Origin of the sequence: Mesorhizobium loti CJ3sym (assembly GCF_000472785.1) — a bacterium.
Classification (GTDB): Bacteria; Pseudomonadota; Alphaproteobacteria; order Rhizobiales; family Rhizobiaceae; genus Mesorhizobium; species Mesorhizobium loti_E.
In genome coordinates, this window is sequence record NZ_AXAL01000012.1 from 60,785 (window position 1) to 80,435 (window position 19,651).

Genomic DNA, 19,651 nt, shown 5'->3' on the forward strand with positions numbered 1-19,651 from the left:
TCGCAAGGGGCCAGATGCCGGAAAACCGTTAAAGCCAATCAACTCAGAGCTAAAAGGTTGGCGACTTAAGCTTACGTTTTTCGTCAACTTCACGAAATTTTATGTCGCGGAACGCCCAAGTTTTTTGTGAATCGGTCTTGTGTGTCTTGGGGAATTCTGCCATAAAAATTTAGGACAGTAGTGCTGTCTTATTTTGTCGCACAAAACAGGCTGGATTGGCGTAACATATTGGCCTCTCCGGCTGTTGCTGCGAGCGACAGGTGGACGGCCAGGAGCTGGCCTGTACGATGGAGCCATGCGGGAGGCCGCCTGGTTTCGCAAGGATTTCGCAAGACGTGCCACAGGGATCAGGGCGAGCCAAGCGCTTGCCAAGGCAAACCGGCGCCTGAAGGGCTGGGATGGAGGACAGGACAATGACGGACATGACGCTCTCTGCGACGAACGGCCAGGCCGCGCAGACGAAAGCGGCTGCCGTCAAAAATACGTCTCGAACCGCCATTGGCCGAACCGACATTGGCCGAACCGGTTTTGCCTCTCAGGGCCTCTACGATCCACGCAACGAGCATGATGCCTGCGGCGTCGGCTTCATCGTCAATATGAAGGGCGTGAAGTCGCATCAGATCGTCCAGGACGGGCTTGCCGTGCTTGAAAACCTGACGCATCGCGGCGCCGTCGGCGCCGACCCGCTGGTCGGCGATGGCGCCGGCGTTCTGGTGCAGCTTCCCGACCAATTTTTCCGCGAGGAAATGGCAGCCCAGGGCATTGAACTGCCGTCCGCCGGTCAATACGGCGTCGGACACTGGTTCATGCCACAGGACGCGGAGTTGCGTGCCCATATCGAAGAAATCATCGCCGAATCGGCGCAGTCCGAGGGGCTGCCGCTGCTCGGATTCCGTGACGTGCCGGTCGACAATTCGTCGCTGTCCAAGGCGCCCGACATCGTCGCGTCCGAGCCGTTCCATCGCCAGGTCTTCATCGGCCGCACGGCTGACATTCCCGATGACGAGGAATACGAGGCGAGGCTCTATCTGCTGCGCAAGGTCATCTCCGGCCGCATCTACGCCGAGAACGACAACAAGGATATCGGCGCCTATTGCGTGTCGCTGTCGGCGCGCACCATCGTCTACAAGGGCATGTTCCTGGCCTACCAGGTCGGCGCCTATTACAAGGACCTCAAGGACCCGCGTTTCGAGACTGCGCTGATCCTCGTCCACCAGCGTTTCTCGACCAACACCTTCCCGTCGTGGAAGCTCGCGCATCCCTATCGCATGGTCGCGCATAATGGCGAGATCAACACCGTGCGCGGCAACAACAACTGGATGGCGGCCAGGCAGGCGTCGGTCGATTCCGAACTGTTCGGCAACAACATCTCGAAGCTCTGGCCGATCTCCTATGACGGCCAGTCCGACACGGCGTGTTTCGACAATGCGCTCGAGTTCCTGTTCCAGGGCGGCTACAGCCTCAGCCACGCCATGATGATGCTGATCCCGGAAGCATGGGCCGGCAACAAGCTCATGGGTGCCGACCGCAAGGCTTTCTACGAATACCATGCAGCCCTTATGGAGCCGTGGGACGGGCCGGCGGCGGTCGCCTTCACCGATGGCCGCCAGATCGGCGCCACGCTCGACCGCAACGGCCTGCGCCCGGCGCGCTACATCGTCACCGATGACGACCGCGTCATCATGGCCTCGGAGGCCGGCGTGCTGCCGGTGCCGGAGGAGAAGATCGTCAAGAAGTGGCGGCTGCAGCCTGGCCGCATGCTTCTGATCGACCTTGCCAAGGGCCGCATCGTTCCCGACGAGGAGATCAAGTCGGAGATCGCCACCAAGCATCCTTACAAGACCTGGCTCGCCAACACGCAGCTTATCCTGGAAGATCTGAAGCCGGTCGAACCACGCGAACTGCGCAGGGACGTGAGCCTGCTCGATCGCCAGCAGGCGTTCGGCTACACCCAGGAAGACACCAAGCTGTTGATGTCGCCGATGGCGACCACCGGCCAGGAAGCCGTGGGTTCGATGGGCACCGACACGCCGATCTCGGCGATGTCGGACAAGTCGAAGCTGCTCTACACCTATTTCAAGCAGAACTTCGCCCAGGTCACCAACCCGCCGATCGACCCGATCCGCGAGGAACTGGTGATGAGCCTGGTGTCCTTTATCGGCCCCAGGCCGAACATCTTCGACCTGGTCGGCAATTCGCGCCGCAAGCGGCTCGAGGTGCGACAGCCGATCCTGACCAATGGCGATCTGGAAAAGATCCGCTCGATTGGTCATACGGAGGACCGTTTCGACACCAAGACGATCGACATTACCTATGGGTCGAGCGAGGGCGCTGCCGGCATGCAGGGCGCCATCGACCGCCTGTGTGAACGCGCCGAGGCAGCCGTCGCCGGCGGCTACAACATCATCATCCTATCCGACCGCCAGCTCGGCCCGGACCGCATCGCCATTCCAGCACTGCTGGCGACAGCCGCGGTCCATCATCACCTGATCCGCAAGGGTCTGCGAACCTCGGTCGGCCTCGTCGTCGAATCCGGCGAGCCGCGCGAAGTGCATCATTTCTGCTGCCTTGCCGGTTACGGCGCGGAAGCGATCAACCCCTATCTCGCCTTCGACACGCTGCTCGACATGCACAAGCGCGGCGAGCTGCCGGAAGAGGTCGACGCCTACGAAGTCGTGTCGCGCTACATCAAGTCGATCGGCAAGGGCATCCTCAAGGTGATGTCCAAGATGGGCATCTCGACCTATCAGTCCTATTGCGGCGCGCAGATCTTCGACGCGATCGGGCTGAAGACCGATTTCGTGCAGCAATACTTCACCGGTACCGCGACGCTGATCGAAGGCGTCGGGCTGGACGAGGTCGCGGGCGAGACGGTCAGCCGTCACACGGACGGGTTCGGCAACGATCCGGTGCTGCGCAACAGCCTGGAAGTCGGTGGCGAATATCTGTTCCGCATGCGCGGCGAGGCCCATATGTGGTCGCCCGATGCGGTCGCTACCTTGCAGCATGCCGTGCGCCAGGGTTCGTGGGAGACGTTCAAGGACTATTCCGCGCAGATCGACAGCGAGACGGCTCGCGCCCAGGCCATTCGCGGCCTGTTCAAGATCAAGCTGGCCGAGGAGACCGGTCGCAAGAAGGTCGCGCTCGACGACGTGATGTCGGCGGCCGATATCGTCAAGCGCTTCTCGACCGGGGCGATGTCGTTCGGCTCGATCTCGCGTGAAGCGCACACGACGCTGGCGCGTGCCATGAACCAGATCGGCGGCAAGTCGAACACCGGCGAGGGCGGCGAAGAAGCGGACCGTTACTTGCCGCTGCCTGGCGGCGGCAAGAATCCCGAACGTTCGGCGATCAAGCAGGTTGCCTCGGGTCGTTTCGGCGTGACGGCCGAGTACCTCGTCAACTCCGACATGATGCAGATCAAGGTGGCGCAGGGCGCGAAGCCCGGCGAAGGCGGTCAGCTGCCTGGCCACAAGGTTGACGCGACTATCGCAAAGGTCAGGCACTCGACGCCGGGCGTCGGCCTGATCTCGCCGCCGCCGCATCACGACATCTATTCGATCGAGGATCTGGCGCAGCTGATCTACGATCTGAAGAACGTCAATCCGGCGGCCGACGTGTCGGTCAAGCTGGTGTCGGAAGTCGGTGTCGGCACGGTCGCGGCCGGTGTCGCCAAGGCGCGCGCCGACCACATCACCATCTCGGGCTATGATGGCGGCACCGGCGCTTCGCCGCTGACCTCGCTCAAGCATGCCGGCAGCCCGTGGGAAATGGGCCTTGCCGAGACGCACCAGACGCTGGTGCTGAACGGCCTGCGCTCTCGCGTGGCGCTGCAGGTCGATGGTGGCCTGCGCACCGGCCGTGACGTCATCATCGGCGCGCTGCTCGGTGCCGACGAGTTCGGCTTCTCGACCGCGCCGCTGATCGCGGCCGGCTGCATCATGATGCGCAAGTGCCATCTCAACACCTGCCCGGTCGGCGTCGCGACGCAGGATCCGGTGCTGCGCAAGCGCTTCAAGGGCACGCCCGAGCATGTCATCAACTTCTTCTTCTATGTCGCGGAAGAGGTGAGGGAACTGCTTGCCGAGATGGGCTACGCCCATATCGACCAGATCATCGGCGACACCGACCTTCTGGAAAAGCGCGAGCTGATCGTGCACTGGAAGGCGCGGGGCCTCGACTTCTCGAAGATGTTCCACAAGCCCGATGCGCCACATGAAGCGGTGCACTGGACCGAGCGGCAGAAGCATCCGATCGCCGATGTGCTCGATCGCAAGCTGATCGAATTGGCCAAGCCCGCACTCGAGAGCAAGCTGCCGGTGAAGATCGAGGTCGACATCCGCAATGTCGACCGTTCGACGGGCGCGATGCTGTCGGGCGAAGTCGCCAGGCGCTTCAAGCACAAGGGCCTGCGCGAGGACACGATTCAGGTCAAGCTCACCGGTACCGCCGGCCAGTCCTTCGGCGCCTTCCTGGCGCGCGGCGTCTCGTTCGAGCTCGTCGGCGCTGCCAACGACTATGTCGGCAAGGGCCTGTCGGGCGGGCGCATCGTCATCCGGCCGCCGGAAGAGTCCAAGATCGTCGCGGCGGAATCGATCATCGTCGGCAATACGGTGCTCTATGGCGCGACCGAGGGCGAGGCCTATTTCGCCGGTGTTGCCGGCGAGCGGTTCGCGGTGCGCAATTCGGGTGTGGCTGCCGTCGTCGAAGGCGTCGGCGACCATGGCTGCGAATACATGACCGGCGGCATCGTCGTCGTCATCGGCAAGACCGGCCGCAACTTCGCTGCCGGCATGTCGGGCGGCGTTGCCTATGTGCTGGACGAGGCAGGCGACTTCGCCGAGCGCTGCAACATGGCGATGGTCGAGCTGGAACCGGTGCCGGAAGAAGACGATCTGATGGAAAGGCTGCTGCACCATGGCGGCGATCTCGACCACAAGGGTCGCGTCGATGTCTCCGGCGACATGACCAGCCATGACGAGGAACGGCTCTACCAGCTGATCTCGAACCACGTGCACTTCACAGGTTCGGTGCGCGGCCGCGAGATTCTCGACGACTGGACGACTTTCCGGCCGAAATTCCGCAAGATCATGCCGGTCGAATACCGCCGGGCGCTGATCGAGATGGAACGCATGCGCATGGGCGTCGCGGCCGAATAGATTTCGCAATTGCCGGGAGGTCCAGGCTTCCCGGCCCACCTTCATCGACGGTTTGACCTCGGGTGCACGCTTGCCATGGCTGCCTCAAGAGGTTAACGGGTGCGGCGAACCCCGCACCATCTGGACAGCAGGAACTGGACCATGGGCAAGGTAACAGGCTTTCTCGAAATCGACCGGCAGGTGCACAAGTACCAGCCAGCTTCAGACCGCATCCGGCATTTCCGCGAATTCACGCTGCCGATGTCGGACAAGGAGGTCGAGAAACAGGCCGCGCGCTGCATGGATTGCGGCATTCCGTTCTGTCACGGACCGACGGGTTGTCCGATCCACAACCAGATCCCTGACTGGAACGACCTCGTCTATGCCGGCGACTGGGACAACGCGATCCGCAACCTGCATTCGACCAACAATTTCCCCGAATTCACCGGCCGCATTTGCCCCGCGCCCTGCGAGGAAGCCTGCACGCTGAACCTCGAGGACATTCCGGTCGCTATCAAGACGGTCGAGCAGGCGATCGCCGACAAGGCTTACGAGACCGGCCATATCAGGCCCTATCCCCCGGAGAAGAAGACGGGAAAGCGGGTCGCCATCATCGGTTCCGGCCCTGCCGGCATGGCCGCCGCCCAGCAGCTCGGACGCGCCGGCCACGATGTTCATGTCTATGAGCGCGAAAGCCGACCGGGCGGGCTGATGCGCTACGGCATTCCCGACTTCAAGATCGAGAAGCACTATATCGACCGGCGCATTGAACAGATGCAGGGCGAGGGCGTGACGTTTTATTGCGGCGTCAATGTCGGCGTCGACAAGCCTGTGGCCGAACTGCTCGCTGAATATGATGCCGTGCTCTATTGCGGCGGTTCGGAAGCGCCGCGCGCGGCAGGCATTCCCGGCGATGATCTCGGCGGCGTGCATGATGCCATGCCGTATCTGGTGCAGCAGAACCGCCGTGTCGGCGGCGAACCGATCCAGTCGGTGGCGTGGCCCTCGCATCCGATCATTGCCGGCGGACAGCATGTCGTCGTCGTCGGGGGTGGTGATACCGCTTCCGACTGCGTCGGTACCGCTTTCCGCCAGGGCGCGGTGCGCGTCACCCAGCTCGACATCCGCCCGCAGCCGCCGGAGAAGGAAGACAAGCTCGCGGTATGGCCCTACTGGGCGACCAAGATGCGCACCTCGTCCTCGCAGGCCGAGGGTGCCGAGCGCGAGTTCCAGGTGGCGACGCTCGAGTTCATCGGCGAAGAAGGCCAGCTGACTGGCGTCAAGTGCTGCGAGGTCGACGAGAAGCGTCAGCCGATCGCCGGCTCCGAATTCGTCATCCGTGCCGATCTCGCCTTCATCGCCATCGGCTTTGCCGGTCCGGCGAAGGCCGGCGTGGCAGCGGAATTGGAGGGAGCGATGAAAATCACCACCGATAGCCGTCGCTCCAGGAACGTCACGGCCAATGACCGTGACTACAAGACCAGCGTCGACAAGCTCTATGCCGCCGGCGACGTGCGCCGTGGCCAGTCGCTTGTTGTCTGGGCGATCCGCGAGGGACGCCAAGCCGCGCGCTCCATCGACGAGGCGCTGATGGGGACGAGCGTCCTGCCGCGCTGAGGCTTCTGCTTCGAATGGAAAAGGCGCCGATCAGGCGCCTTTTTTGTTTTCCACGAAACCCGGATCGCTTAGCGATTGACGGTAGTCGTCGTATCGGCCGCCGCAGTGGCTGCCGGGCTTGCCTTCGGCGGCCAGGAGAAATCGTCGGCGCGGCCGGGTGAAGCCTCCGGCGCCTTGCCCTCGATCACCAGTTTTTCTCCGGGAAGGGCTGGATTGGCCTTGGCCGGCGGTTCGGCGCCGAGCAATTCGGTGCCGCCGTCGAGTGCCGGATCACTGAGCAGCATGGGCGCGGTGCGGTCGATGACGATTGGTGCTGCGGCCGGTGCCGGCGCTTCGACGGGCGCGCCGGCTGGGGCGGTCGCCGGGGCCAGGCTTCCGGGAGCGGCCAGGCCCAGGATCTTCGCCAGCGGCTTTTCGGTATAGAAGGCAAGCTTGCGCTTGCCTGCTGTCGACACGTTGATGCCGTCATCGGCGCGCAGCCGCACCGGCTGGCCGTTCATGTCGGGGCCGCTGGTAATGAAGGCGCCGTTCTCGTCGACAAAGCCGTCCCAGACATCGACGAATTCGCCGCCATGGCTTTCGGCGGCCTTGTGGTAGATGTCGTTGAAGGCCAGCATGTCGGATGTCATCTTCGGCACCCTGAAGGCTGGCATGCCGACCCACAGGAACGGCACCTTGGCGGTGGCGATCGCCTTGCCGAATTCGTCGGTGCGGCGCTCATATTCCTTGGTCCAGTTCTCGGATCGAGGCTGCTCGCGCACATCCCCCACCTTCATCTGCTGGCGATCGTTGGAGCCCAGCATGACGACGACGGCGGCTGGTTTTTCGGTCTCGATCAACGATTTGATCTGTTCTGGCCAGTTGTAGAAATCATCGCGCACGAAGCCCGACGAGCCATTGGAGCGAACAACGATCCTGACGGCTGGGTTGTCGGCAAAGGCGGTGTCCAGGCCCTCGGCGAGACCGGACGCCATGAAGTCGCCGACGACCAGAACAGTGTGGGCGTCCGGTGCCTTCTCAACGATTGGCGTCTGTGGCTCGGCGGGCGCGCGTGGGGCCTTGGGTTTGCGCGGCTTCGGCTTTGCCTTCAGGACGTCGGCTGGCGGCTCGACGCGCTCGCTGCGGCGCGGAAACAGAAGGTCGCGCAACGACCAGCCACGATTTTGCTGCGGCTGTTCCTGCGCCATGGCCGGCACATGGACGGTACCCGCCACGGCAATGGCCAGCACAGCGATGGCCAGGACAAGCACCGGCATGCGACGAACGAGCGTCCCAATGCGCTTAGCCCAGACCAAACATTTCCTCCCTAGTCCGTAACAGGCTCTATTTCTTCCTGAGCCATTTGAGCACTTCCATGCTCGGATACCCGTCCTGGGTCAAGCCGACCTTCGCCTGATAGGTCATGATGGCTGTTTTCGTGCCGTCACCAATCTTGCCGTCGAACTTGCCGTCATAAAGGCCGTGCTGCGAAAGCCGCTGCTGCAGCTCCTGCCTTTCCTCGAAGGAGAGCTTGGTGAACGGCCGCTGCCAATCCTGCACGAGGCCGCTGCCGCCGGCGATCTCGTCGGCGAGAAGGCCAACGGCGAGGGCATATTTGTCGGCGTTGTTGTAAGCCTTGATGACGGAGAAATTCCTGACCATCAGGAAGGCTGGCCCGCCACGGCCATCCGGCACCTTCAGCGTTGCCTTGTCGGTGAGGTTCTTGAACGGCTTGCCGCTTGCCCTTGCGACGCCGAGTGCCTGCCATTGCGCGATCGTCTTCGATCCAGCGGGCAACTTGCCGGCCGGCAAGGTGACTTCATAACCCCAAGTCTTGCCGGCCTGCCAGCCATTCTTCTTCAACAGATTGGCTGATGTCGCCAGCGCGTCGGGGATGGAATTCCAGATGTCGCGCTTGCCGTTGCCGTCCATGTCGACGGCATAATGCTGGTAGCTGGTGGGGATGAACTGGGTCTGGCCCATGGCGCCGGCCCAGGAGCCCATGAGGTGGCTTTCGTCGATGTCACCGGTCTGCAGGATCTTCAGCGCCGCGACCAGCTGGGTGCGGGCATATTTCGACCGCTTGGGGTCGCCATAGGCCAGCGTCGCCAGCGAACGCACGACATTGCGCATGATGTCGTCGCGCTTGAGGATTTCGCCATAGTTCGATTCCATCGACCAGATCGCCAGCAGGATGTAGCGGTCGACGCCGAACCTAGCCTCGATCTTGTCCAGCCACGGCTTCCATTTCTTGGCCATCTGCTGGCCGACGGCGATGGACTGGTCGTGGACGCGGTTGTCGAAATAATCCCAGGCGGGCGCTGTGAATTCAGGCTGCGTGCGCGCCTTGTCGAGCACCACGGGGTCGGGGTCCTTGATGTCCCTGAAAGCCTGGTCGTAGACGGCGCCGGAAACGCCGCCCGCCACCGCGGTGGCACGGAAACCGGCGACCCATTGCCGGAAACCGGCGTCGGCGAAAGCCGGCCCGGCAGGCATCAGCAGAGCGAGCGAGAGGCTGGCTGCCGTCATGACGCTGGTAAAAATTTTTGCGGCATTGCGAACGGACATCTTTTCCTCCTTCTCTGTCTCAGGAAAGACCATTCATCGCCGAACCGGGTTAGGAATTAGTTTACCATAGGTGTCGCCTGGAACGAAAAGACACCTCGATGCTTTAACCGGTGGAAGTTTCCCACACCCGCTTCAGTAATCTTCAATTCCGGCGTGAAAATGTCGCGAGACAGGGATTGCGGAGCCGGCCTGCAAACGGATAATTGAAAGCATGAAGAGAGTTCGCAAGGCAGTTTTCCCGGTCGCCGGTCTCGGCACGCGGTTCCTCCCAGCCACCAAGGCTGTTCCCAAGGAGATGCTGACCGTCGTCGACCGGCCGGTCATCCAGTATGTGGTGGATGAGGCACGCGAGGCCGGCATCGAGCATTTCATCTTCGTGACCGGCCGCAACAAGGCGGTCATCGAGGACCATTTCGATATCCAGTTCGAGCTTTATGACACGCTGGCCCAACGCGGCAAGGACGAGCAGCTTGCCCGCCTGCAGCGGCTGCAGCCGGCGCCCGGGCAGACCAGCTTCACCCGCCAGCAGGTACCGATGGGGCTTGGCCATGCCGTCTGGTGCGCACGCGAACTGGTTGGCGACGAGCCGTTCGCGCTGTTGTTGCCCGACATGATTATGCAGTCCGAAAAGAGCTGCATGAAGTCGATGGTCGAGCTCTACGAGGAAACCGGCAACAACATCATCGCCGTGCAAGAATGCGACCCGGTCGAGGCCCACAAATACGGCATCGTCGGCCGTGGCGAGGACACGCATCACGGCTTCCGCATCACCGAGATGGTGGAGAAGCCGAAGACCGGCATGGCGCCGTCCAATCTCTACATCAACGGCCGCTACATCCTGCAGCCCGAGATCTTCAAGATCCTCGAAGGCCAGGAAAAGGGCGCCGGTAACGAAATCCAGCTCACCGACGCCATGCTGAAGCTGGAAAAGCAGCAGGCCTTCTACGGCTATCACTATCAGGGCCGCACCTTCGACTGCGGCTCGCCGGAAGGGTTTGTCGAGGCCAATGTCGCCTTCGCGCTGTGGCGCAGCGACATGAACGAGAACATGGCTGGCGTCATCCGCACGCTGCTCGACGAGATGAAGCCATCAGAGCGCCGTGGGGCAGCGTTTTAGGACCCCGCCCCGCTCAGACGTCCTCAGCGCTGAACCTTCAAGCCGAGATAGATGCTGTTGGCGGTGTAGTCGCGGCCGGGCAGGTTGCTGGTCAGCTTTTCGGTTCTCACCCGCGTGGTGAGGCCGGCATAGCGGTTCAGCCACCAGGTCAGCCCGGCCTCAGCGCTCAAGATTTGGTCATGGCCGTCGATGCCGACATAGTGGCGCCAGTCGAGGCCGAGAGCCGCATTCGCGGTCAGATTGGCTCGGATTATCCGCTCGCCCGTCAGTCGACCGGAATAGAGAATGTCGCCGCTTTCACCTGCCGTGGTCGTTGTCTCGACGGTGGTCTTGCCGGTGAGGCCGATCGTGGTGCCGCGCTCCGGCGACCATTTGAGGTCGGCGTTGACGGTGGCGCCTGAAATCGCCTCCAGGCTGTTGTCGTCGATGGCTTCCCTCAGCCAGCCGGCCGAGAATTCGCCCGACAGCTTCTCACCCATGTCGAGTTGCAGGCCGGCGCGAGCGCCGAGGCGTGTCGAGGAGCGTTCGAAGCCTTCATTGTCGATGCGCTGATCATAGGCTCGGCGGCCGACCTCGATTTCGCTGAACGGGGTCAGGGCCGGCGAAATTTCGTAACCGGCGCGCAAGGTCGCCGTGTAGAGCGTGTTGTCCTGGTCCTTCTGCGACAGCGTGGTGCCGTCCGAAAGCTTGGCGTCGCTATAGAAGTCGTGCGAGACCGCGCCGGTCAACGTGTACTGCATTTTGCCGACCGCCTTTTCGACGCCGAGGCTGCCGTCGATTGTCTGCCGCAGCGGCTGCGTGCTGACACCGGAGATGGCATCGGGTGAAGACGCGGATTCCGGCACGGCTTCGTAGCCGAGCTTGGCGATGGCGCGCAGTTCATTGTCGAGATCGACATTGTACTGGCCTTCGATGCGGCCTTGCGCATCGTGGACCGGGTAGCCCGACACGGTCTCGCGGAAAATGCCATAACCGTCGATGGTGGCGGAGTTTTCGCGCCAGTCGGAAATGGCGGTAAAACGCAATGCCGTCTCGGACAGCAGGGCCGACGTGCCGGCACTGCTTGAATCGCCGTTCGTCGTGGCGGTCAGGCCCTGTTCGATCGTCGGCCGGATGACAAAGGAACCCCATTTGACGCCGGGGGCGGCGAACGGATCTTCCTCGGCTTTCTTGTTTTGGCCTTCGATGGCGGCGGTGCGCTCGGCGCCGGGGTCGAGTTTCTGCCTGTCGGCGCTGTCGACGGTCAGCGCACGGCGGTTGGCCGTCTCCTCATCCGTGTCGGTCGTACCGGTAGCGTCCGTCGTGGAGGCGGTCGTTGAAGCGGTGGTATCGGTGGTTGCAGCCGTCGTCTTTTTCTTCTTTTTCGACTTGTCGGCCGCCTTGGTGCCAGCCTTAGTCTTGTCCTGATCCGCTGCGTTCTGCCCGGTCGTCGAAGGGCGGCGGCGGGGTTTGGGCGGCGTCGGATTGTCGGTGGCGGTGTCGTCGGTCGCCTGCGGCGGATCGAAGATGCTGCCGGCGGCGGTCGCGGCATCAGTGTTCGTGTCGTCAGGGACAGCGCCGGCGCTGGCCGGCAAATAGGTGCGCGGCGGCGTGTTGTCGGTCGCGGCATCGGCCGGTGCCTGCTGGCCCTGGGCGGCAAGGGCGAGCTGCCTTGCCTTGCGCTGCTGGTCGGACAGGATCGCCGATTCTGAAACCTCGCCACGCAGCTCCGTTTCCTGGGCATGAAGGGCGCCCGGGCGCAGCAAGGCAAGCATGCTGGTCGCCAGCAACAAGGCGCATACCGCCTTGCCCTGTCGTCCTGTTGATTTTTCTGGCTGGGCCCCGGACATCGCCACCACTGCTTGCGCGGCGCTATGCGCGCCATACTTACCGAACCGTAAATGGGGATGGTTAACGGAGGGTTGAGGCGGCGGCCGTTCAGTCGGTTAAAGCGCCGCTGTTTTACAGGATCGCGCGGCGCCCCGGGGCTCTGCTCCCCGGCGTCAATACCATTTCTGTTGGACAGGCGGGCGGCAAAGCGTTAATCGCATCATCCATGCAGGCGAGACCCCTCGATAAGAAGCCCCTGGACAGGCAAGCGTCGATTGATTCGGCACTGAGAACTGTGGCAACCGAGCAGGCCGGGATCGCAGCCCTTGCCGAAGCGCTCGAGAACGGACTGGCCGCGCCGTTTGCCCAGGCCGTCGATATGATCTCGAAGATCGAAGGCCGGCTGATCGTCACCGGTGTCGGCAAAAGCGGCCATATCGGCTCGAAGATCGCCGCGACGCTCGCTTCGACCGGCACACCGGCCTTTTTCGTCCATCCCGTCGAGGCCAACCATGGCGATCTCGGCATGATCGCCAAGGACGATGCCATCATCGCCATGTCGTGGTCGGGCGAAAGCCTCGAGCTCAAGGGTATCATCGCCTATTCCAGGCGTTTCTCCATTCCGCTTATCGCCATCACAGCTGGGGAGACATCGGCCCTGGCGCGTGCGGCCGACGTGGTGCTGCTTTTGCCGCGCACCCCGGAGGCCTGCCCGCACGGCCTGGCGCCGACGACATCGACGCTGCTGCAACTGGTCATCGGCGATGCGCTGGCGATCGCGCTGCTCGAGGCGCGCGGCTTCACGCCGGACCATTTCCGCACCTTCCATCCCGGCGGCCAGCTCGGCGCCAACCTGACGCTGGTCTCCGAGATCATGCGGGTCGGCGACCAGATTCCGCTAGCGCTTCTCGGCACCAAGATGCCGGAAGCGGTCATGACGCTATCGCAGAAGAAGGTCGGCTGCGTCCTGATCGTGGACACCAATGGCGAATTGGCCGGGATCATCACCGACGGCGATGTCGCGCGCAATTTGCACCGCCACCTGGCCGACGTGACCGTCGACGAGGTGATGACCCGCACGCCCAAGACGGTCGACCCACAAACGCTTGCGGGCACGGCCATCGCGCTGCTCAACGAGCACAATATCGGTGCGCTGGTGGTGACCAAGAACAATATGCCGCTAGGCGTGGTGCATTTCCACGACCTGCTGCGCATCGGCGCCGCTTAGACCCGTTCGACCGTCAGCTCCAGGTCCGTATCGGCCGCCCCGATCACTCGCACCTGTGTGCCGGCTGGCAGGTCCGGACCGGCGACGCGCCATAGCGTGTCGCCGAGCTTGATGCGGCCGCGGCCGTCCTTGATCGGTTCGGCGAGCGTCGCCATCCTGCCGACCATCTGAGCGCCGCGCCGGTTGAGCAGCGGCTGGTCCGTCGGATCATTGCGACTGCCGACTACCCTCTTGCCGACATAGGCCGAGACCAGCGAGAGAACCAGAAAGGCAAGGACCTGAACCTGCCAGGTCCAGATCGCCGCATCCCAGATCAGCAGCGACACAGCGCCGATGATCAGCGCCGCGATGCCGATCCAGAGCATGAAGATGCCGGGTGCTATGACTTCCATCACCAGCAGGACAAAGCCCAGAACCATCCAGTTCCAGGGGCCGAGTTCGGAAACGATGCGGTCGAGCATGGGAATGTACCCCTATGATCTCAGTTTTCGCTCGGACGTACGACCGGCGGGCGGGCGGTCTGGCGCTGCGCGCCGGTCGTGCCTTCGCTGCGGAAGACCTCCTTGGCGATCTCGCCGATGCCGCCAAGCGAGCCGATCAGCGACGACGCCTCGAAGGGCATCAGCACGATCTTGCTGTTGGTGGCGGTGCCGATCCTGCCAAGCGCTTCGGTGTATTTGAGCGCCACGAAGTAATTCAGCGCCTGCACGTCGCCCTTGGAAATCGCTTCCGACACCACCTGCGTGGCGCGGGCTTCCGCCTCGGCCGAGCGCTCGCGTGCCTCGGCGTCGCGGAAGGCGGCTTCCTTGCGGCCTTCGGCTTCGAGGATCTGCGACTGCTTTAGACCCTCGGCAGCCAGGATCTGCGCGCGCTTGTTGCGCTCGGCTGTCATCTGGCGGCCCATCGATTCGATGAGGTTGGCCGGCGGGTTGATGTCCTTGATCTCGACGCGTGTGATCTTGATGCCCCACGGATGCGCTGCCTCATCGACAACGCGCAGCAGGCGCTCGTTGATGGCGTCGCGGTTAGACAGGAGTTCGTCGAGGTCCATCGAGCCCATCACGGTACGAATGTTGGTCATCGTCAGGTTGAGGATGGCGTTCTGCAGTCCGGCAACCTGGTACGCCGCCTGTGCCGCGTTGAGGATCTGATAGAACGCGATGCCGTCGACACCGACGATGGCGTTGTCGCGGGTGATGATCTCCTGGCTCGGAACGTCGAGCACCTGTTCCATCATGTTCATCTTGGCGCCGATGCGGTCGACGAACGGTGTGATGATGTTGAGGCCCGGGCTCAGTGTCTTGGTGTAACGGCCAAAGCGTTCGACGGTATAGTTGTAGCCTTGCGGAATTGTCTTGATGCCCTTGAACAGCACCAACACGACAAGGGCCACCAGAACGACAACCGCAATATCGAAACCACTGAAACCCATTTGGCTCTCCCTCAGATGCAAGCCGCGCGACATATTTCAGTGCCGCCGACTTCACCAAAGACTTAAGTGTGTTTCAGCAGCGTTACAATCAGGTGATGAGGGATTGTTTGCAGGATTGCAATCAGCGATTGAATGCGAACAGCTCTGCATCCATGTCGGCAAGCCCTTTGATCGAAGCCGGAATGATTTCGGAAGCGATCTGGGAGAAGGTGATGCCGTTGCCGCCATAGCCCATGACGGCATGGATGCGTGGATGCCTGGGAACCGCACCGATATAGGGCAGGCCCGTGGTGGTTGTACCGAAGGAGCCGGTCCAGGCGAATTCGGGCCTGACGTCGAGATGAGGAAACAGCCGGCCCAGTTTTTCGGCAATGCGCGCACTCTTGTCGGCGATGAGTGCATCGCGCCTTGCCTCGTCGACAAAATCCTCGTCCTCGCCGCCGCAGATGACACGGCCATCGGCTGTCGCGCGCATGTAAAGATAGGGATCCGATGCTTCCCAGATGAACGCGGCTTCCGGCCAGATCTTTCGCAATTGCGGGTGTGTCGCGATCGCCCATGTCGAGATGACCTGATGCGCCGCCGCCGGCACGATGTCGACCAGCTCATAGCCCGTGGCCAGGGCAACATGCCGTGCCGTGATGGTGGGGCCGTCCTTTGTGGAGACGATAATCTCGTCGGCACTGTCCTTGATCGCCGTCGCTTCGACACGGGCGTAGAAGCGCGCCTTGCGCTCCAGGGCCTTGAGCAGCAGCCCGGCCGTCAGCTTGCGCGGGTCGAGCGCGATGTTGTCGTGGCTAAGAATGGCGCCGTCGCGATCGATGCCGTATCGCTCAGCCAGCGGGGCCGGTGTGAGATAGGTCGCCTTTATGCCAGCTTGCCGTCGTGCGTCGGCTTCCTCCCGCAGTTCCGAAGGACCCAGCACAGTGCCGGCGAGATAGAGTGACTGGGTGCGACTTGGACTGCAGTTGATGCCAAGTTCTGCGATGCGGCCAGCAAGATTGGTCACGGCGAGCCGCGAGCGCCGCCAGGCCTGTTGCGCAGAGGTCTTGCCGATCATCTTCGAGAGCGTCGAAAGCGGCTGGTCGATTTCGAACTGCACAAGCGCGGTGGTCGCGGGGGTGGAGCCCTTGAGCGGTCCGCGCCGATCGATGCAGATCACCTGATGGCCTTCCGCCGTCAGCGCCTCTGCCATCATGGCGCCGCTGATGCCCATGCCGATAATCAGCACATCTGTCTTGACGTCTCGGGTCAGCGCTGAAGTCGGCACCGCCGGTGCGCGATAGGCGGACCAGACGGGCCGGCCAGTTCTGAGATCAAGTTTGCGGGACATCCATTTCTCCGGAAAGCGCGCCTCAACGCCCCGAAGCGAGCGTTGTTCCGGTTAGACCCAGCCTGACAATTCCCGCCGCACCATGGCCTCGATCACGGCCATGCCCTCGGTACTGTCGTTGAGGCAAGGGATATGGGCGAAATTCTTGCCGCCGGCGTGATGGAAGGTCTCGGCTGCTTCCCGGCCAATCTCGTCGAGCGTCTCGATGCAGTCGACGGAAAAGCCGGGGTTGACGATGGCGATCGACTTCACGCCGTCCTTGCCCAGTTTCTCCACGGTCTTGTCGGTGTAGGGCTGCAGCCATTCCTGGGCGCCGAAACGCGACTGGAAGGTGATGATCAGTTTCTTGTCATCCCACCCTAGCCGTTCACGCAACAGCCGGGTCGTCTTTTGGCAGTGGCAATGATAGGGATCACCCTTCTCGAAATACGGTTTCGGGATGCCGTGATAGGAGGTGATGACCACCTCCGGCTCGAAATCCAACGTCGCCAGATGCTGCTCGATCGAACGTGCCAGCGCCTCGATGTAGACGGGCTCGTCATAGTAGGGCGGCACGCTGCGCACGGCAGGCGCGCGGCGCATCTTCATCAGCGCCCGAAACAGCTGGTCGTTGGCTGTCGCGGTGGTGGTCGCCGAATATTGCGGATAGAGCGGGAACGAGAGGATGCGGTCGCAGCCTTGCGCGACCAAGCTCTCAGTGACGCTCGCCGTCGATGGATTGCCGTAGCGCATCGCCCAGTCGACGACGACATTGGGCAGGTCGCGCAGCGCCTCGGCAAGCTTTTCGCCCTGGGCGCGGGTGTAGGTGCGCAGAGGGGACTCGTTCTTCTCCCGGTTCCAGATCCGGGCGTAGTTGGCGCCCGACTTTTTCGGCCGCGTCGTCAGCACAAGGCCGTAGAGGATCGGATACCAGATTGCCCTGTTGAGTTCGATGACACGCGGATCGGAGAGGAATTCCCTGAGATAGCGCCACATCGGCTTGAAGTCGGTGCCGTCAGGCGTGCCGAGATTGACCAGCATGACGCCGACCTTGCCGGCCTTGACCGGCGGATGGCCGGTCGGCAAGGGGCCGACGGCCTTCGCGGCTGTGGCATCGACAGGGGTGGAAAGCGTCATACGGGTTCTCCAGAAGACGCGAACCTAACCATCTTGCGTCCGCTTTCAATGCAGCGTCTGGCCGCACCTTAGCTTGAAAACGCAAAACTCGCCCGGTTTCCCAGGCGGGTTTGTCGTTGGAAGAGGCGAAGCGGCGCTACTTCGCCGGGATGGTCAGCGTCGCGCCAAGCTTGAGCTGGTGGGGTCTTTGACCCTTGTTGGCCTCATAGATCAGTTTCCACTTGGTCGCATCGCCATAGGCCTTCTTTGCCAGATCCCAGTAGGTGTCGCCGGCAACGACGACATGGCTGCCCGTGGCTGGAGCGGCTTCAGCGGGCTTTGCTGGCTCTGCAGGCTTCGCGGGTTCTGCTGGCGCAGGGGCCGGAGCAGCTTCGGCCGGCTTTGCCGGTTCGGCTGGTGCAGGCGCCGCTGGTGCGGGAGCCGGCGGAGCGGGTGGTGGCGGTGCTGCCTCCGTCGATATGGCCGGTGGCGTGTTGGCGATATCGCCTGAGTTGGCGGGCAGTTCCGGCATGGCCGGTGCTGCGTCGGCGGGCTTGGCTGGCTTGGCGGCTTCGGCCGGTGCTGGCGCTGCCGGCGCGGTCTCCGCCGGCTTTGCGGGTTCGGCAGGTTTGGCCGGCTCGGCAGCAGGCGCCGCCGCGACGGTCGCGGCGATTTCGGTGATGCGGCCGTCGAGCTTCGGCGTGTAGGGCCGGTGCGCTGCGAGATAGTCGGCGACGACCTGTTCGAGGCCCGGACCGTAATCATAGGCGTTCTTGGCCTTTTCAGCGAAGACCTTGTAGCCGTCGCCGCCTTGGCGGACATAGTTGTTGGTGGCGACGAGATAATCCTTGTCGGGGTTGATCGGCGTCCAGGCGCCGTTCTCCATCACCTCCACCGACTTGACGCGGCCGGCATTGGGCGCAACCGACTTGTCGAAGGAATATTTGAGACCCGCGACCTGCGGGAAGCGGCCGGCGCCGTCCTCGATCTGGCTGAGACCGCCTTCGAGACCCGCGACCAGATCCTTGCCGGAAATCTGGAAGGTCGCCAGCGTGTTCTGGAACGGCAGCACGGTCAGCACCTCACCCATGGTGACGGTACCCTTGTCGATCGAGGCGCGCAGGCCGCCGCCATTGGAGATAACGATCTCGACGCCCTGTCCCTTGACGCGGTCGAGGATGGCGTCGGAGACGAGGTTGCCCATCGCGCATTCCTTGGCGCGGCAATTCTCGCGGCTGCCGTCGATCACGTCGGTGGTTTCGGCCACTTCCTTGTTCTTCAGGGCCTCGATCGGCGCGCCGAGTTCCTTGATGCGGGCAAGCACGGCGTGATCCGGCGTGATCGACTTGTCGAGATAGATCGGATCACCGCTCGCCGATTTGACGACGCCATTGTCGTCGAACACCACCTTGAACTCGCCGAGATATTTCGAATAGGAGGCCGCCTGCACGACCGGCACCTTGTAGCCGTCGGGGTTGTCGACCATCGTCGGGTAGGGGCCCGCAGCCTTCGGATCGGTGTTCGACAACAGCGTGTGGCTGTGGCCGCCGACGACCACGTCGATGCCGGGGATCTTGGCAATGACATCGCGCTCCCTGTTGTAGCCGATATGGGTCACGGCGATGATCTTGTTGACGCCCTGCGCCTTGAGCTTCTCGACTTCCGCGGTGATCGACTTGACGTCGTCCGCAATGGCGATATTGGGGCCGGGGGATGCGAGTTCGGGCGTGTCGTTGGTGACGGCGCCGATGATGCCGATCTTCTGGCCACCGACGTCGACGACGATCGACGGCTTGATCTTGCCCGCTGCGCCAGACTTGTGGTTGGGCACCACATTGGCGCTGACGATCGGGAACTTCGCCTTGTCGAGGTAAGGCACCAGCGCGCTCTCGCCGTCGTCGAATTCGTGGTTGCCCAGCGTCACCGCGTCGGGCTTGATCTGATTGAGGAATTCCTCTTCCACAGCGCCCTTGTAGGTGGTGTAGAACAGCGATCCCTGGAAGCTGTCGCCTGCATTGAGCAGCAGCACGTTCTGCCCTTCAAGCTTCTTGCGCTCCTGGGCGATCGCCGTGATCAACCGGCCGGCGCCGCCGATGCATTCGCCCTTGGTCTCTTCGTCGGCCGAACAGGTCGACTCGTATTTGTTGTTGCCTTCGATGCGGCTGTGCCAATCGTTGAAATGCAAAATGTTCAATGTGTAGTCGGCAAAGGACGCGCCGACCGACAAGCCGAGCGCGGAGGCGGAAAGTGCGGCAATGGCGACAATCTTCTTCATCTTCGTCTCCTGGAAAGCTGATCAGCGGCGTTTAACGCTCTTGCTTGACTGGGATATAAC

The 19,651-nt window shown here is 62.8% G+C and carries 12 protein-coding genes; 4 read left to right on the plus strand and 8 right to left on the minus strand.

Annotated elements, in window-relative coordinates; all coding sequences use genetic code 11:
- Positions 1 to 413 precede the first annotated feature (413 nt).
- Both gltB and A3A9_RS0117940 read left to right on the plus strand, forming a co-directional pair.
- On the plus strand, positions 414 to 5,159 hold the full coding sequence (gene gltB / locus A3A9_RS0117935) for a glutamate synthase large subunit (protein WP_027060004.1): 4,746 nt from the start codon (positions 414 to 416) through the stop codon (positions 5,157 to 5,159).
- 141 nt (positions 5,160 to 5,300) lie between these two features.
- The gene (locus tag A3A9_RS0117940; RefSeq protein WP_027060005.1) at positions 5,301 to 6,755 is read left to right on the plus strand and encodes a glutamate synthase subunit beta; all 1,455 of its coding nucleotides are present in this window, start codon (positions 5,301 to 5,303) and stop codon (positions 6,753 to 6,755) included.
- 68 nt (positions 6,756 to 6,823) lie between these two features.
- Here A3A9_RS0117940 and A3A9_RS0117945 read toward each other — a convergent pair whose 3' ends face one another.
- Positions 6,824 to 8,050: an SGNH/GDSL hydrolase family protein gene (locus A3A9_RS0117945; RefSeq protein WP_027060006.1), complete on the minus strand. Its 1,227-nt coding sequence runs from the start codon at positions 8,048 to 8,050 to the stop codon at positions 6,824 to 6,826.
- A gap of 28 nt (positions 8,051 to 8,078) precedes the next feature.
- The gene (locus A3A9_RS0117950; protein ID WP_027060007.1) at positions 8,079 to 9,302 is read right to left on the minus strand and encodes a lytic murein transglycosylase; all 1,224 of its coding nucleotides are present in this window, start codon (positions 9,300 to 9,302) and stop codon (positions 8,079 to 8,081) included.
- Positions 9,303 to 9,513: 211 nt separating this feature from the next.
- On the opposite strand from A3A9_RS0117950, the gene galU reads away from it, so the two are divergent.
- Positions 9,514 to 10,419 carry a UTP--glucose-1-phosphate uridylyltransferase GalU gene (galU, locus tag A3A9_RS0117955; RefSeq protein WP_027060008.1) on the plus strand — a complete coding sequence of 302 codons (906 nt, stop codon included), beginning with the start codon at positions 9,514 to 9,516 and terminating at the stop codon, positions 10,417 to 10,419.
- A gap of 23 nt (positions 10,420 to 10,442) precedes the next feature.
- Here galU and A3A9_RS0117960 read toward each other — a convergent pair whose 3' ends face one another.
- Positions 10,443 to 12,248, minus strand: a complete 1,806-nt coding sequence (locus tag A3A9_RS0117960) for an outer membrane beta-barrel protein (RefSeq protein ID WP_027060009.1) — start codon at positions 12,246 to 12,248, stop codon at positions 10,443 to 10,445.
- A 206-nt stretch (positions 12,249 to 12,454) separates the two neighbouring features.
- Here A3A9_RS0117960 and A3A9_RS0117965 point away from each other — a divergent pair, with 206 nt between their 5' ends.
- Entirely contained in the window at positions 12,455 to 13,456 is a 1,002-nt protein-coding gene (locus A3A9_RS0117965) for a KpsF/GutQ family sugar-phosphate isomerase (protein ID WP_027060010.1), read from the plus strand.
- Here A3A9_RS0117965 and A3A9_RS0117970 read toward each other — a convergent pair.
- The 5 genes from A3A9_RS0117970 to A3A9_RS0117990 all read right to left on the minus strand — a co-directional run bounded on the left by A3A9_RS0117970 (position 13,453) and on the right by A3A9_RS0117990 (position 19,591).
- Complete coding sequence (locus A3A9_RS0117970) at positions 13,453 to 13,917, minus strand: NfeD family protein (protein WP_027060011.1); 465 nt, start codon at positions 13,915 to 13,917, stop codon at positions 13,453 to 13,455. The genes A3A9_RS0117965 and A3A9_RS0117970 overlap by 4 nt on opposite strands.
- A gap of 20 nt (positions 13,918 to 13,937) precedes the next feature.
- Positions 13,938 to 14,888 carry an SPFH domain-containing protein gene (locus A3A9_RS0117975; RefSeq protein ID WP_027060012.1) on the minus strand — a complete coding sequence of 317 codons (951 nt, stop codon included), beginning with the start codon at positions 14,886 to 14,888 and terminating at the stop codon, positions 13,938 to 13,940.
- 121 nt (positions 14,889 to 15,009) lie between these two features.
- The gene (locus tag A3A9_RS0117980; RefSeq protein ID WP_027060013.1) at positions 15,010 to 16,221 is read right to left on the minus strand and encodes an NAD(P)/FAD-dependent oxidoreductase; all 1,212 of its coding nucleotides are present in this window, start codon (positions 16,219 to 16,221) and stop codon (positions 15,010 to 15,012) included.
- 51 nt (positions 16,222 to 16,272) lie between these two features.
- Complete coding sequence (gene hemH / locus A3A9_RS0117985) at positions 16,273 to 17,337, minus strand: ferrochelatase (protein WP_027060014.1); 1,065 nt, start codon at positions 17,335 to 17,337, stop codon at positions 16,273 to 16,275.
- A 136-nt stretch (positions 17,338 to 17,473) separates the two neighbouring features.
- Positions 17,474 to 19,591: a bifunctional metallophosphatase/5'-nucleotidase gene (locus A3A9_RS0117990; protein WP_027060015.1), complete on the minus strand. Its 2,118-nt coding sequence runs from the start codon at positions 19,589 to 19,591 to the stop codon at positions 17,474 to 17,476.
- Between the last annotated feature and the right edge of the window lie 60 nt (positions 19,592 to 19,651).